Source organism: Mycolicibacterium brumae (genome assembly GCF_025215495.1).
GTDB lineage: Bacteria > Actinomycetota > Actinomycetes > Mycobacteriales > Mycobacteriaceae > Mycobacterium > Mycobacterium brumae.
The window spans coordinates 1,955,352-1,970,160 of the sequence record NZ_CP104302.1 but is presented as its reverse complement, the minus strand read 5'-3'; the positions used below and the strand labels follow the sequence as shown (position 1 = coordinate 1,970,160).

15 protein-coding genes are annotated in these 14,809 nt (G+C 68.5%); 6 read left to right on the top strand and 9 right to left on the bottom strand.

Annotated elements, in window-relative coordinates:
• Positions 1–4: 4 nt before the first annotated feature.
• From L2Z93_RS09585 to L2Z93_RS09575, 3 genes are all read left to right on the top strand, one after another.
• Complete coding sequence (locus L2Z93_RS09585; RefSeq protein ID WP_090592012.1) at positions 5–547, top strand: GNAT family N-acetyltransferase; 543 nt, start codon at positions 5–7, stop codon at positions 545–547.
• Positions 548–851: 304 nt separating this feature from the next.
• The gene (locus tag L2Z93_RS09580; RefSeq protein WP_090592004.1) at positions 852–1,418 is read left to right on the top strand and encodes a metallophosphoesterase; all 567 of its coding nucleotides are present in this window, start codon (positions 852–854) and stop codon (positions 1,416–1,418) included.
• 25 nt (positions 1,419–1,443) lie between these two features.
• On the top strand, positions 1,444–2,298 hold the full coding sequence (locus L2Z93_RS09575; RefSeq protein WP_090591999.1) for a hypothetical protein: 855 nt from the start codon (positions 1,444–1,446) through the stop codon (positions 2,296–2,298).
• On the opposite strand, the gene L2Z93_RS09570 is transcribed toward L2Z93_RS09575, so the two are convergent.
• Together L2Z93_RS09570 and L2Z93_RS09565 are read right to left on the bottom strand one after the other, a co-directional pair.
• On the bottom strand, positions 2,295–3,887 hold the full coding sequence (locus L2Z93_RS09570; protein WP_090591995.1) for an HNH endonuclease signature motif containing protein: 1,593 nt from the start codon (positions 3,885–3,887) through the stop codon (positions 2,295–2,297). The genes L2Z93_RS09575 and L2Z93_RS09570 overlap by 4 nt on opposite strands.
• A 258-nt stretch (positions 3,888–4,145) precedes the next feature.
• Entirely contained in the window at positions 4,146–4,547 is a 402-nt protein-coding gene (locus tag L2Z93_RS09565; RefSeq protein ID WP_090591990.1) for a heme-binding protein, read from the bottom strand.
• A 168-nt stretch (positions 4,548–4,715) separates the two neighbouring features.
• On the opposite strand from L2Z93_RS09565, the gene L2Z93_RS09560 reads away from it, so the two are divergent.
• Positions 4,716–5,267 carry a dihydrofolate reductase family protein gene (locus L2Z93_RS09560; protein WP_090591930.1) on the top strand — a complete coding sequence of 184 codons (552 nt, stop codon included), beginning with the start codon at positions 4,716–4,718 and terminating at the stop codon, positions 5,265–5,267.
• Here the strand turns inward: L2Z93_RS09560 and L2Z93_RS09555 are convergent.
• From L2Z93_RS09555 to L2Z93_RS09535, 5 genes are read right to left on the bottom strand one after another with little or no spacing between them, the layout of a single operon-like run.
• Positions 5,251–5,766, bottom strand: coding sequence for a hypothetical protein (locus tag L2Z93_RS09555; RefSeq protein ID WP_090591926.1), 516 nt, complete (start codon positions 5,764–5,766; stop codon positions 5,251–5,253). The genes L2Z93_RS09560 and L2Z93_RS09555 overlap by 17 nt on opposite strands.
• Before the next feature lie 39 nt (positions 5,767–5,805).
• Entirely contained in the window at positions 5,806–7,878 is a 2,073-nt protein-coding gene (locus L2Z93_RS09550; RefSeq protein WP_090591922.1) for a PhoX family protein, read from the bottom strand.
• A 42-nt stretch (positions 7,879–7,920) separates the two neighbouring features.
• Complete coding sequence (locus L2Z93_RS09545; protein ID WP_090591917.1) at positions 7,921–8,190, bottom strand: hypothetical protein; 270 nt, start codon at positions 8,188–8,190, stop codon at positions 7,921–7,923.
• Between the two features lie 3 nt (positions 8,191–8,193).
• Positions 8,194–9,117 carry a diacylglycerol kinase gene (locus L2Z93_RS09540; RefSeq protein ID WP_234786227.1) on the bottom strand — a complete coding sequence of 308 codons (924 nt, stop codon included), beginning with the start codon at positions 9,115–9,117 and terminating at the stop codon, positions 8,194–8,196.
• The gene (locus L2Z93_RS09535) at positions 9,114–10,724 is read right to left on the bottom strand and encodes an FAD-binding oxidoreductase (protein ID WP_090591913.1); all 1,611 of its coding nucleotides are present in this window, start codon (positions 10,722–10,724) and stop codon (positions 9,114–9,116) included. Before L2Z93_RS09535 ends, L2Z93_RS09540 begins: the two co-directional genes overlap by 4 nt.
• Before the next feature lie 17 nt (positions 10,725–10,741).
• Between L2Z93_RS09535 and L2Z93_RS09530 the strand changes: the two genes are divergently transcribed.
• Positions 10,742–11,323, top strand: coding sequence for a TetR/AcrR family transcriptional regulator (locus L2Z93_RS09530; RefSeq protein WP_090591910.1), 582 nt, complete (start codon positions 10,742–10,744; stop codon positions 11,321–11,323).
• The gene (locus L2Z93_RS09525; protein WP_090591906.1) at positions 11,320–12,843 is read left to right on the top strand and encodes a glycerol-3-phosphate dehydrogenase/oxidase; all 1,524 of its coding nucleotides are present in this window, start codon (positions 11,320–11,322) and stop codon (positions 12,841–12,843) included. Before L2Z93_RS09530 ends, L2Z93_RS09525 begins: the two co-directional genes overlap by 4 nt.
• On the opposite strand, the gene L2Z93_RS09520 is transcribed toward L2Z93_RS09525, so the two are convergent.
• Entirely contained in the window at positions 12,844–13,461 is a 618-nt protein-coding gene (locus L2Z93_RS09520; RefSeq protein WP_090591902.1) for an IMPACT family protein, read from the bottom strand.
• A gap of 68 nt (positions 13,462–13,529) precedes the next feature.
• Positions 13,530–14,756 (bottom strand): NAD(P)/FAD-dependent oxidoreductase, encoded by a 1,227-nt coding sequence (locus L2Z93_RS09515; RefSeq protein WP_090591899.1) that lies wholly within the window; start codon positions 14,754–14,756, stop codon positions 13,530–13,532.
• Between the last annotated feature and the right edge of the window lie 53 nt (positions 14,757–14,809).

Here is a 14,809-nt window from a genome sequence, read left to right as displayed (position 1 = left end):
GGGCATGGGTGAGCTGGCGTCTGCGATCCGGATCATCGAAGCTGATCCGGCTGACCCCGCCGCCACGTTCGCCGCGAGTCAGTACTACGCCGAGCTCGCCGCCCGGTTCGAGGAGGGATTCGATCCGGGCATCGGCGGCGCAGTCAGTGACCCGTCGATCGTCCCGCCGCGCGGCGCGCTACTGCTGGCAATGATCGGCGACGAGGCCGTGGGTTGCGGCGCCGTCACCTTCCACGACGCCGACACCGCCGAGATCAAGCGGGTGTGGACGACGCCGTCGGTCCGCGGCACGGGCCTGGGCCGCCGGCTGATCGAGGAGTTGGAGGCCCTGGCCGCCGCGGCGGGGGCGACGACGGTGCAGTTGGACACCAACCGCGCGCTCACCGAGGCCGTCGCCATGTACCGCCGGCTCGGGTACCACGAGGTGCCCGCGTACAACGACAATCCCTACGCCCATCACTGGTTCGCCAAGTCGCTGAGTCAATCCGCATATGGCCGGTCGGACCGCGGCGCGTCCGCTGCTTGGCGGTCCAGAGACTCTCGGTAACTGACGCAACCGCGTAGGAATTGCGGCCACGCTGGGACCGTGATCTGCGGATCGGTCTTCTCGGGCAAGAGATCCCACAGGTCCGGATGATGCCAGCAAAGGTCGTGGCCGGTCGAATCACGATGCTCGCGGATCCCCGCCCGTAGTCGCCGCACCTCGGCAACCAGGTCTGCCCTGGACATCGACTCGAGGTCAGAATCCATGGGTCGAGTATTCACCACTGGGTAGGGATCCATCGGATCCTCCGCGCGAACCTGGCGGAATTCACTCGCCCGACGCCGTGTCGACCAGCCACCATGGACGGGTGCACTACTTCACCGCCGACCTGCATCTGCAGCATCCGAAGCTCGCCGATCTCCGCGGCTTCGGCAGCGTCGCCGCGCACGACGAAGCGGTGATGGCGGCACTGCGTGTATTGGACCCGGAGAACGACGTGCTGTGGGTGCTCGGCGATATCTGTTCCGGCGGCGTCGGGTCGATGGAGTCGGCGCTGAGCCAGTTGAGCACGCTGGACGTGACCATGCACCTGGTGACCGGTAATCACGATCCGTGCGCGCCGATGTACCGAAACGCCCAGCGGCACTTCAGCGCCTTCGCAACGGTCTTCGCTTCGATCCAGCAACACGCCCGGACCAAGGTCGGTGACACCGGAGTTCTGTTGTCACACTTCCCATATCGAGGCACTCCCGATCGCCACGCTCGCGAGCACTTCGATCAGTACCAACTCCCGAATCTCGGGATGTGGCTGCTGCACGGGCATACCCACAGTGCGGAGCGACGGTCCGGGACGCGGTCGATCTGCGTTTCGCTGGAGGCGTGGGAGTTGAAGCCGGCCTCTGCCGACGATCTCGTGCAGGAGATGGCCAGGTGAGCCATCCACTACTCGGGTGCAAGCCATGACCGCGACGGAAGCGGCGGCCGAGCGGGTCGCCGCCGTTCGCGACGATCCCCATGGTCGGCGGGCGCTGCTGCGATCAACCTACGACGTGCCACGTGGTTTGCCGCACCGGCACGTTCCCTACCGGCGGGCCGCATTGGCATTCATGGACTGGCAGTTGCGTCGCGGACTACTCGACCCTGCGACTGGCAGCCCGTGGTGGCGAGCAGCCAATGCGGCGCTGCTGCGCGACTCCTGGGAGGCGCGTGAACTCGCCATGGCGGGCCAGGGCGACCCGAGCACTCCATCGGTGGCGGCCACGGTCGAGTTCATTCGACATCCTTCGGCGCCCCGCTGGTATCGGGCGCACAACCTGAGCATCGTCTCTGCCTACCTGGTCCAACGTGACCTTGCCGGATCCGAAGGACGGGTTGAGCGATTCTTCCTCAACCTGGTCCTGATGCGGGTTCTCTACGCCCATGCGCTTGTCGCCGCACCCAAGCTCGCGCTGAGCTGGTTGGCGCCGGCAGCCAGGCCGTTGGGGGACCCGCGCCTGGGCATGACGGCGATCTTCCTATCGCTGTCTCGCATTCTCCCGCACCGCTATCCCGTGGGTGACAACGTCGAGGAATACGTGCTGTCCGAGAACAGCTTTGGCCACCTTCTCGATGTCGGCGTGATCTCACCGAGGCTGCCGCAGCTGTACGAGTGGGCAGCCTCGGACCTCGAAACACCGGAGTTACGGACGTTGCTCGACGACGGGATCCCGGCGTACTCCTGGGATCCGAACGACCACGACGTGTGGACTCCGACCCCATCGGCTCTGGCCCGCCTGGCGCGTCGAGTGGTGCCCGCCCACCACCGATCGCTCTAGCGTGCTGAGCCCTGTGGCGGGTCTGTCCCGGGTGGGTGTTGGTGGCGGAACCGTTTGTGGAAGTGGGCGAGCATGTCGGCGGGCTGGTGATACGGGTTGACCCGCGGCTGCCCATGATCGAGGTGTTTCGGTGGGGTCCATTCGACGCGGCCGTCGGTGTTGAGGCGGGTGGTCCAGTTCTGTTGGTAGGCCATCCGATTGTCCGGGCCGCAGTCCAGCCCCAGCTCGTCGACATTCGTCTGGCCGTCCTGGCTGAAATTGTCGAGGTGATCGGCCTGGCACCGGTAGGCGCTGGCTGTGCACCCCGGCCGGGTGCATCCCTTGTCCCGAGCGAACAGAACCAACCGCTGATCAGCTGACGCGAGACGCTTGGTCCGACCCAGCCACAACGGCCGGCCACGTCCGTCGAAGATCACCAAGTAATGCAGGGCATGCGAGGCCATCCGCAGGAAATCACTCATCGGAACCATCGACCCGCCCGCAGTCACCGCCCACCCCGTGAGCGCCGCCGGCACGTCGGGGGCCGGTATCGCGGGGGTTCCGGAAGTTTCCGCCTGGCCGGGGGTTTCGGGCCGATCATGCCGCTGCGCGGTGTCCGGGCCGGTGATGGTGACGACGGGGTCGGTGATCGGCCCGCCGCCGAGGTCGGCGGGCACCCCACCGTGGGCCGCGGCGTTCAGCTCCGCAAGTGTCGTCGTCACAATCACGGTGACGGGTAGTCCGTTGTGTTGCCCGAGGTCGCCGGAGGCCAGCAGTGCCCGCATCGCGGCGACCAGGGCGTCGTGGTTGCGTTGCGACACCGTCCGCTTATCGCCTTGGATTTGTTCCTCGCTGGGTGTTCCGGAGACACAGGGGTGTTCATCGTCGGGATTGCACATGCCCGGCGCCGCTAACTTTTCCAGGATGGGTTCTAGGGTGGCCCAGGCTTCGGGGGTCAACCGCGCCCGCAGGTTGCGCATCCCGTCATGGGTTTGGGCGCCGACGGACAGGCCGCGGGCGGCGGCGCGGCGCCGATCGGCGAAGTCCCCGTCCGGGTCGAGGACCATGAGCAGCATGGTCGCCAGTTTGCTCAAATGCGAGGGCCCGTACTGCGTGGCGAGCTCGGCCAACTCCTTCTCGGCATCAGCCCGGGTCTCCGGATCCACCGCCGCCGGGATCTTCGCGTAGGTGTCTCGCACGATGGCGACCTGTTCCGGGCCGATCACCCCGTCCGCCACCCCTTGGGCGACCGACGGCATCACCGGCTCCAAAGGTTGCCCATCCACCGCGGTGCGCGGCCCCAGGTCGGCGGCCTCAGCCAGACGCCGTCGGGCGACGCCGCGGGAGATCCGCAGACGCTCCTCCAACACGAGGGTGAGGTTCGCCGCCCCCAACACCCCCGGATTGCCGTCGGCCACCAACCGGGCGAGCAGTCGGTGGTCGGCCGCCGGGGCCCGCCACGCGAGCGCCTCCCGGCGCGCGAGCACCTCCAAAATCTCCTCCGACGAGAGCGCGTCGAGGGACGCCGAAGCCAGGACGTGGTGGGCGGTTTCGGCCTGCGCGAGGGCGGCGAAGATCGCTTCCCGGTCGGCGTAGGCGTTGCTGCTCATAGCAAGAACGCTATACCTCGGGTCCGACAAGTTCCGTTGCGAGACAACGGAAAACGGGCCCTGTGGATTGAGAGTTCTATGAGAAAATTCGACCCTCGCGCGGGCACCGTCTCACTATCAGCGACACCCGCCCGAACCCCCACATGCTTCCGTCCGAACCCCCGAATGTTGGGCACCCGAACCCCTCGAATGCTGGGGCGCCCGCCCCCCCGAATGCTGGGGCGCCCCGCTACGCGGAAGGCGCCCCAACACCACGAGCTATCCGGCCATGAAGGTGCTGTACGCCGATCCCAGTTCGCCGGGGAGAACGCTCACCCCGCAGTTGCGCTGCACATCACCGAGCGGCGACAAGATGCCGCGCAGATCGAAGTACTCCGTCGGGTTGGCGGTGAAGTAGCTCCGCAGGTTCGCCTCCGCCTCGGGCCGCGGCTGGTTGAACGCCGCGGTGACGGCCTGGTTGGCTCCGGGATGGGCGTTGAGGTAGTCGCGCGCCGAGGTCGTGACGGTGCTGACTGTGCCGGAGATCTCGCTTGCGCTGCAGCCGGGCGCCGGGTTCGCACCCGCCGTCGGCGCCAGCGCCAACAGGGTCGCCGCGCCGCCGATCATCAACGCTCCGGCCCCGGTCCAGATCTTGGGCATGCTGCGGCCAGTGGAATTCATCATGAGAATGGGTCCTTTACATCGTGGACTCAAGGTCCGAGTGGCGGATGCGGCCCCGCCCGAATCCTCGTCTTCACAGGGGTTCCCCAGCTCCATCAAGCCCAAACATGCTGTCGGTGGCCCCGTGCACTATGGGATGCAGACGACCGGACGACGGGGACGGACCGCATGACCACGACCTACTTCACCGCCACCACGCTCGACGGGTTCCTCGCAGATCCCTCGGATTCGCTGGATTGGCTCTTGCGTCAGGATTTCGATGAGGACGGCCCGTTCAACGTTCCCGTCTTCCTGACCGGGATCGGCGCCACGGTGATGGGTTCGACGACCTACGAGTGGATCGTTCGGCGCCTGCGGGAGACCGGTGAGGATTGGCCGTACGAGATGCCGTCGTGGGTGATGACATCGCGTGAGCTTGAACGTGTTCCGGGAGCCGATCTCCATTTCAGCAAGGGCAACATCCGCAACGCACACGCCGAAATGACCGCTGCCGCAGGCGGAAAAGACCTGTGGGTGATCGGGGGAGGAGATCTCGCCGGACAGTTCGCCGATGCCGGTCTCCTCGATGAGGTGGTGGTCTCCTACGCGCCGGTCGTTCTCGGGGCCGGTCGCCCGCTGCTGCCCAGGCGACTGGACCTGGAGCTGATCGACAGCGCCCGGAATGGCGCGTTCATCTGCGGGCGGTACCGCGTCGCCGGCGCCCTCACCGAGGACCAGTAGCGCCGGAAGCCCGGGGCGCCCACATTCGGCTCCACAGTTCGCGGATGGCGACGCCGATCAGCACGACCACGAACGCCAGGGCCGGATTCAGCTGGATAGGCGCGCCGAATCCGGTCAGTCGCACCGCGACCAAGATGACCGTCGCTCCCGCGACCGGTGTCAGGACCGTCATGATCCGGGCGGGCCACCCACGCATGCCGATTGCTTCCACGACGGCCGCGAGAACGGTCACCAGCAGCGCGACCAGTCCGGCGCACACGATGAGGTTCGCACCGTAAAACGCGTCACCGACCAGCCACCCCGACCCGTCGGTCAACGGTGTGTAGGCGGTCCAGCCGAAATCTGACGATCCGAGGCCGGTCCCGAAGATCGAGTCGTCATAGTCGGCGTATCGCCGCGGCATCCCGAACGGGTACAACGAGGACATCAACGCGGCGACGACGAACACCCACCACGACGCGCTCCCGATGGCGCGCCCGAAGCGCGGGGCTGACACCATGCGGCCAAGCGTAAGCCAGCCCCCGCGGCGATGACGAGATCAGACGCCGATGTTCCCACCGTCGCGCCACACCGCGACGACGGCGGGCCGAGGAGCCGACGCCCCGCCGTCCGGCCAGTGCGACAGCGAGCTCTCCAGAGTGTGGTCGTCGTCCTCGCCGGGATGTTGCACGCACACGGTGACCAGGTCGTCGGTGACCACCGGGCCGCAGGTCTCCGCGCCCACCGGAACGGTCAGGAACTGGCGGGTCTCACCGCGACTTGGCCCGTCCAGGGCCACCGCGAACAACCCGTCATTGCTGCCCAACGCGTTTCCGTCGGTGGAGATCCACAGGTTGCCGTGGCTGTCGAACGCCAGGTTGTCCGGGCAGGAGATCGGGCTGACCTTCGTCTTGTCGAATCCGCCGTAGTAGGTGTCGGCGGCGGCCGGGTCGCCGCACACCAGCAGCAGATCCCAGGTGAACGACGTGCCGGTGTGATCGTCGGTGATCTCCAGCACCTGGCCGTTCTTGTTCTCGTTGCGGGGATTCGCCGCGTCGACGCCGGCCTTGCCGTCCGTGCCGCGTTTGTCGTTGTTGGTCAGCGCGACGTACACCTTGCCGGTCAGCGGGTTCGCCTCGAAGTCCTCCGGGCGGTCCATCTTGGTGGCGCCCGCCTTGTCGGCGGCGAAGCGGGTGAACACAGCGACCTCGGCGGCGTTCATGCCGGCGACCAAGGACTCGGCGCCGTCGGCTCCGCTGCGCAGCAAGGGAATCCAGGTCCCGGATCCCTGGAAGGACCCCGAGGACGGCAACGCGCCGGAGCCGTCGATCTCCGCAGCCGGGATGTCACTGGTGAGCTTCGCGACGTACAGCGTGCCCTCGTCGAGGATGGTCATGTTGTGGGCCATCGCTTCGGCGTTGTCACGGGCGGGCCCCGGATCCTGGATCTTCTTCGACGACACGAACTTGTACATGTAGTCGAATCGTTCGTCATCGCCGGAGTAGGCGACGACGGCGCCGTCGTCAGTGACGTAGATGTTGGAGCCTTCGTGCTTGAAGCGGCCCATCGCCGAATGCTTGATCGGGGTGGATTCGGGATCCCACGGGTTGAGCTCGACGACGTAGCCGAATCGGTTCACCTCATTGGGCGCCACGGCCAGGTCGAATCGGGGATCGAAAGTCTCCCAGAGCAATTCCGACGGTTCGGCGGCGACGCCGTAGCGCTTCTGCCGGTCCGCCTCCACCGGGCCGACGGCGGCGGAGCCCTCCGCGGCGCCGAAGTAGGAGTGGAAGTTCTCCTCACCGGAGAGGATCGTCCCCCACGGCGTCACACCACCAGAGCAGTTCGCGAAGGTGCCCAGCACGCGGCTACCCGACGGGTCGGCGGCGGTCTTGACGAACTCCGACCCGGCGGCGGGCCCGGTCAGCGCGAACGGGGTGTCGGCGGTGATCCGCCGGTTCCGCGGGCCGATCACCGGGCGCAGGGTTCCGTCGCTGTCACGCGAGACTTCGACCACACCCATCCCGATGGCGGCGATCTCGATGTCGAACTGGTCGCGGGTCGGCGCCTCCGAGTCGTAGCCGGCGAACATGAACTGCGGTGTCACGTACTCGAAGTTGGTCACCAGCAGGTAGTGGCCGGACTGGCCGGCGATCGGCAGCAGGCCGGCGAAGTCGTTGTTGAAGCCGAACTGGCCGCGCTGGGCGACGGCGGTCTGGTTGGCGACGTCGAACTCCGGGGCGCCGGGCAGCACCGGATCGCCCCAGCGGATCACCACCGACTGCCGGTAGCCGTCGGCGACGGTGACCGCGTCGTCGGTGTTGGCGGCGACGGCGGTGAAATTCATCCCGGGCGGCGTCGGCACGTCGACCGCGGCGGGTTCGGCGACGGGGGAGCGCGAGTCGCAGGCGGCCAGGGCGGAACCCGCGGCGGCCGCGAGCACCGTGACGCCGCTGGCGCGCAGCATGGACCGGCGTGACATCGCCTTGACCACATCGCCGAAGTACGCGTTATCGCTGGTGTTGGGCGCCGGCTTCGAGCAGGCGTCGCCGCACTTGTAGCGGCAGGTGATGTGCTGGCGGCGCGACTTCCCGTCGTGGGTGACAAGCAGGTTCAAGGGCAAAAGCGACAAGAGAGCATCCTTCTCGGGGGCTGGCCGGGGATGCGCCGAAAACTATGGGAGCCAAGCGAGCAGACGGTAAACGGCGGGAAAAGAACCGGCGGCCCACCACCGGCCCCCGAACCCGATCCAGAGGTGCACGAGCAGAGCCAGCCCGACGGTGATCACTGCCGCCTTGACGTACTGGCCGCTCCCTTCGACCGACACGATGAGAAAGGACCACAGGCAATAGACCGGAAGCGTGATGGGAAAGAGCACCGCCGCGACGGCCCAGTGGTAGTGCGCCGCGTAGCGGTCCCACGTCCACTGCCAGATGCGGTACATCGGTTACCCGACCGGCGGCAGGATGACCCGCAACGCCCCCGGCACTGCGCTCACCGTCACCGGCAGCGGCCCGATCAGCTCGCCGTCGGCGTAGGCGTTGATGCCCGGGCACTCGACGCGGGCGGTCCGCACCCGCGTGGTGATGACCTCGTCGAGCTCGACGTGTTTGCCGCTGAACACCTTGGGGAACAGGGTGATGAGTTTCAGCCGGGACGCCGAGTTCGTCATCGTGACGTCCAGCAGCCCGTCCGAGCGGTCGGCGCCGGGGCAGATCCGCATCCCGCCGCCGTAGCTGCGAGTGTTGCCGAAGGCCACCAGGGTCAGGTCGGTCTCGATGGGATCGCCGTCGTCGAAGGTCAACCGGTAGTGCAGCATTCGCAGTTTGGTCAGTTCGGCCACGATCGCGAGGTTGTAGCGCATCCGGCCGTGCGGCCAGGTCATCCGGTTGGTTCGGTCACTGACCAGGGAGTCGAATCCGCTGGCCATCACGCTGCCGAACCAGGTCGGCGGGGCGCCGTCGCGGTCCACCCGCCCCAGGTCGATCGTCTCGGCCCAGCCGGCCGCCACCACGTCGGCGGCCGCGGCCGGGTCCTTGGTGGGCAGGCCGAATTCGCGGGCGTGGTCGTTGCCGGTGCCGGCCGGGATGATGCCGAGCGGCACATCACCGCCGGCCAAAGATTGCAGCGCCAGGTGGATGATCCCGTCGCCGCCGACCACGACCATCGCGTCGGTGCCTGCGGCCAGTTCCTCGTCGACGAGTTCGCGGGCATGCGCCGCGTCACGCCCGACCACGGCGCGCACGTCGATGCCGAGCTGATGGAACCGCGTGATGGCGACTTCCGCGGCATGCTCGCCGTTTCCGTGACCGGAGGTCGGGTTGGCCAGCACGCTCACCCGCTCGATGCGGCGGTTCTGCGGCTCGGTCACGGAATCAGCTTGCCAGGATTCATGATTCCGGTGGGGTCGAGCACGTTTTTCACTGCCCGCAGCACCTGCACGCCCAGCTCGCCGATCTCGGCGGTCATCCACGGCTTGTGATCGGCGCCGACGGCGTGGTGGTGGGTGATCGTCGCGCCGCTGGCCACCATGGCGTCCGACGCGGCGGTCTTCGCCTTGCGCCACTGCTCGATCGGGTTGCCCCGTTGGCCGGCGACGACGGTGAAGTACAGCGACGCGCCGGTGGGGTAGACGTGCGAGATGTGGCACATGACCAGGGCCGGGGTGCCGCTGTCCTTCAGCGAGGCGATCAGCGCCTCGGTGACGGCGGCCTTCAGCGCCGGGATATTGGACCAGTCGGTCGCGGTCTCCAGCGTTTCGCACAGCGCGCCCGCGCTGAGCAGGGAGTCTCGCAGGTAGGGGGCGTTGAACCGGCCGTGTTCCCAGGCCTGGGCGGGGGCTTCGCCGAGCGAGGTTCCGCCGTGGGCGGCCAGCACCGCGCGGGTCTCCTCGTGCCGGCTGCGGGTGTGCGCGTCGTCGCCCTCGAAGACGGTGATGGCCAGGCAGCCGCCGGTGACGCTCTGTTCGCCGATGCTGTCGGCGGTGGCCAGGTTGATCCCGGTCTCCACCTCGTCGGACAGCCGGATGACGGTGGGGCCGGCGCCGGTCTGGGTGACCGCGCGCAAAGCCGCTGTGCCGGTTGCGAAGTCACCGAAGGACCAGGCCTCGTAGCGGGTGGTTTCCGGGACCGGGTGCACGCGCAGCCGCACCCGGGTGATGACGCCGAAGGTTCCCTCCGAGCCGACGATCAGCTCACGCAGGTCGGGTCCGGCGGCGGTGCCCGGGGCGCGGCCCAGATCGAGTTCGCCGGCCGGGGTGAGCACGGTCAGTCCGCACACCATGTCGTCGAACCGGCTGTAGCCGGCGGAGTTCTGTCCGGAGCTGCGGGTGGCGGCGAATCCGCCGATGGTGGCGAACTGGAAGCTCTGTGGGAAGTGGCCGAGGGAGAACCCGTGCGCGCTGAGCAGTTCCTCGGCCTGCGGGCCGGTGACGCCGGCTTCCAGTTCGGCGATGCCGGATTCGGCGTCCAGCGCGACGAGCTGGTCCAGTCGGCGCAGGTCCAGCGAGATGACGCTGGCGAAATCGCCGCGCACCGGGTCCAGGCCACCGACGACGCTGGTGCCGCCGCCGAAGGGCACGATCGCCACGCCGTGCTCACCGCAGTAGCGCAGCACATCGGCGATCTGCTGCTCGTCGGCGGGCAGCAGCACCGCGTCGGGGGCGTCCTGCTCGGTTTCCTTGCGGCGCAGCAGGTCCATGGTGGATTTTCCGCCGGCGCGCAGCAGCCGGTCGGCGTCGGCGGTGCGGCAGTTGCCGTCGCCGACGATCGCGGTGAGCGCGGCGCGGTGCTCGTCTGACAGCGACGACGGGCGCAGCCGGACCTCGTCGGGGGACAGTTCCTCGCTCTGCGAGCCGTCGATGCCGAGGGCGGCGGACAGCAGGCCGCGGATTCCGTCGGACAGCGGTTTGGCGGCGGCCGGGTCACCCCAGGCGTTCCACTTCATCGGGGGCGTCAGGTGGTCGTCAATCGAAGTCATGAGTTACAGTATTACAGATGATGTCAACTAGTAACGATGAGGTGGAGGATTTGGGCGACCAGATCCTGGACGCCGCCGTCAGCTGCGCGCAGGCGATGGGCTTCGACCGGGTGACCCTGGCGGCCATCGCCCGGCACGCCGGCGTCAGCCGCCCGACGGTGTATCGCCGCTGGCCGGACACCCAATCGATCCTGGCCGCCGCGCTGACCCGCCAGATCGTCCGGGCCTGGCGCGAGGTCGCCGTGCCCGGCGCCGGCAGGCAGGCGTTCGTCGCGCAAACCGTCGCCGTGGCCAACCGGCTGCGTCACGACGAGTTGATCGCCGCGGTGCTGCGCAGCGGACCCGACCTGGCGATGGTGTACATCGCCGAGCGGATGGGCTCCAGCCAGTACGCGATCGTGGACCTCGGCGCCGCGCAGATCAAGGCCGGTCAGGACGACGGCAGCGTGCGCGCCGGCGACCCCCGCCAATTGGCGGCGATGTGCCTGCTCATCACCCAGTCGACCATTCAGTCCGCGCAGATGGTGGCCGAGATCCTCGATGAGGACGCCCTGTCGCGCGAACTGGCCGAAACGCTCGAAAGGTATCTCAAACCATGACCAGCGCCCTGAACGCCGCACGCCGCAGCGCTGAACTCACCGCCCTGGCCGACGGCGAGACCGTCGACGTCGTCGTGATCGGCGGGGGCATCACCGGGACGGGCATCGCGCTCGACGCCGCCAGCCGAGGGCTGTCCACGGTGCTGGTGGAGAAACACGACCTGGCGTTCGGCACCAGCCGGTGGAGCTCGAAGCTGGTGCACGGCGGGCTGCGGTACCTGGCCACCGGAAATGTCGGGATCGCCCGGCGCAGCGCCATCGAACGCGGAATCCTGATGAGCCGCAACGCCCCTCACCTCGTGCGCGCGATGGCGCAACTGGTGCCGCTGCTGCCGGAGATGAGCCGCGGCTCCCGGGCGCTGGTGCGCACCGGTTTCCTGGCCGGCGACGGGCTGCGGAAACTCGCCGGGACCTCCGCCGGCACCCTGCCGCGATCCCGTCGAGTCGACGCCACCCGCGCGGTCTCGTTCGTGCCCGCCGTTCGCCGCGACGGCCTGGACGGCGCACTGCTGGCATTCGACGGGCAACTGATCGACGACGCGCGGCTGGTCACCGCCGTCGCGCGCACCGCCGCCCAGCACGGCGCCCGCGTCCTCACCCGGGTCGCGGCCTCCCACGCCACCGGCGAGGGGCTGCGGTTGACCGACCAGCTGACCGGCGAATCCTTCGACCTCGGGGCGCGCGCGGTGATCAACGCCTCCGGGGTGTGGGCCGGAGAGGTGGACTCGACGATCAAACTGCGCCCCAGCCGCGGAACGCACCTGGTGTTCGACGCCGCCGCGTTCGGCAATCCGACCGCCGCGCTGACGGTGCCGATCCCCGGCGAGCTGAACCGGTTCGTCTTCGCCATGCCCGAACAACTCGGACGGGTGTACCTCGGGCTGACCGACGAGGACGCTCCCGGCCCGATTCCCGATGTGCCACAGCCGACTTCGCAGGAGGTCAGCTTCCTGCTGGACACCGTCAACACCGCGCTGGCGACCAAACTCAGCACCGACGACGTGTTGGGCGCGTACGCCGGGCTGCGGCCGCTGATCGACACCGGGGGAGGCCGCACCGCCGACGTGTCCCGCGACCACGCGGTCATCGAATCGGAGTCCGGTCTGCTCAGCGTGGTCGGCGGCAAACTCACCGAATACCGGTTCATGGCCGAGGATGTGCTCGATCAGGCCGTGGCCAAACGCGGATTGACCGGCGGGCCGTGCCGGACGCGTGATCTCCCGCTGATCGGCGCCCCCGGCAACCGGGGCGCCGCGGCCGTCGGTGGCGACCTGCCGGATTCGCTGGTGGCCCGCTACGGCGCGGAGGCGGCCAATGTGTTCGCCACCGCGACCTGCGACCGCCCGACCGAGCCGGTGGCCGACGGAATCGACGTCACCCGAGCAGAACTCGAGTACGCGGTCACCCACGAGGGCGCGCTGGACGCCGGGGACATCCTGGATCGCCGCACCCGCATCGGCCTGGTGGCCGAGGACAGGGAGCGCGCGGCCGCCGTCGCCGAAGAGTTCACAGGCCGATGATCAGCGCCAGATGTGGCGCAACCGCTCCGGACGGCCACGACCGGCGGTGATATCTCCGACAGCGGAGGCGAATTCGTCGGGGTCGGCGCACGCGACGGTGAGTTCGGCTCGTCGACCGTAGGCCACCTCGAGGATTTCGTATCCGCGGGAGCGCAGTTCGGATTCGACGCGCCCGGCCTCGGCGTGGTCGGCTTCCAGCCGGCACACCTCCCAGCGCACCCGCGGCCGCAGCGCCGTCTGATCGATCGCCACGGTCACCGCGCCCGAGTAGGCGCGCGCCAATCCGCCGGCGCCCAGTTTGACCCCGCCGAAGTGACGGGAGACCACCGCGGCCACATTGACCAGATCGCGGCCCTTGAGCGCCTGCAGCATCGGCAGTCCCGCGGTGCCGCCGGGTTCCCCGTCGTCGCCGGAGCGTTCAATCCGGGACTCCGGCTCGTCACCGACGATGTAGGCGAAACAGTGATGCCCGGCGTCCGGTTCGGCGCGACGGGCCCGGGCGATCAGCGCGTTCGCGTCGTCGACACTGTCGGCGCGGCGCAGCCGGGTGATGAACCGTGACCGCTTGACCTCGGTTTCCACCACCGGCCGGTCGGCGGGGTCCAGCGAGTACGGCATGCCGGGCAGCCTATGAGATAGGCCGCTAAGTCATAAAATGCGCCGACGCCGCTATGACTTCCGGTTGATCACAGATCAGCCAGCGGGACCTCCGGGTCGGCGAGCCGCTGCGGGTCGACGGGCCGCTTCGAGCGGATCAACTCCTTGATGTCGTCGAGGCCGTCCCAGAGGTTGACGTTCATACCGGCCAGCACGCGCCCGTCCGCGCCGAGCCAGAACGCGGTGAACTCCCGTTTGCCGACGTCGCCGCGAGTGACGACCTTCTGGTAGCCCTCGGAATGTCCGACGTACTCCATGCCCAGGTCGTACTGGTCGGTGTAGAAGTACGGCAGTTCGTCGTAGGCCGCGTCGCGGCCGAGCATCGCCGCCACGGCGGTGGCCGGCTGTTTGAGCGCGTTGGCCCAGTGTTCGGTGCGGATCCGGACGCCCAGCGACGGGTGCTCGGCGGCGGCGATGTCGCCGACGGCGAAGATATCCGGGTCGCTGCTGCGCAGCGCGGCGTCGACGGCGATGCCGCCGTCAGCCAACTCCAGGCCCGCGGCGTCGGCGATGTCGATGTTTGGGGCGGCGCCGACGGCGATCAGCACGGCGTCGCATTCGACGGTGGCGCCGTCGTCGAGTTTGAGGCCGGTGGCCTTCCCGTCGGTGGTCACGATCTCGTCGACCCCGGTCTTGGTGCGCAGATCGACGCCGTGCTCGCGGTGCAACTCGGCGAACACCTCGGCCATTTCGGGCCCGAGCGCAGCAAGCAGCGGCAGTTCCCCGGATTCGACGACGGTGACTTCCACGCCGCGCTGGCGGGCCGAAGCCGCGACCTCCATCCCGATCCAGCCGCCGCCGATGACGCCCAGCTTGGGGGCGTAGGTCAGCGCGTCGCTCAACTTCTCGGCGTCACCGATGTCGCGGAGGTAGTACACGCCGTCGGCCTCGGCGCCGGGAAGATTCGGATGCTTGGAACGCGATCCGGTGGCCAGCAGCAGTTTGTCGTAGCTCACCGACTCGCCGTCGGGGAGCGTGACGGCGTGGTTGTCGCGGTCGATCCCGGTGACCTCCGCCCCGGGGCGCAGCGCGATGTTGTGGTCCCGGAACCAGGCGGCGTCGTGGACGGTGAAGTCCTCCAGCGACTTCTTTCCGGCCAGGAACTCCTTGGACAGCGGCGGCCGTTCATAGGGGAGTCGCTCCTCGGCGTCCAGCAGCAGCACGTGCCCGTCGAAATCGTTGTCACGCAACGCTTCTGCGGCTTTTGCTCCGGCCAGACCGCCGCCGACGATGACGAATGTGGTGTTCCTGGACATGGTGTTCCTCCCTGTCGTCTTTCACGCGCGCCGTAGACGCAGATCAGTTGACG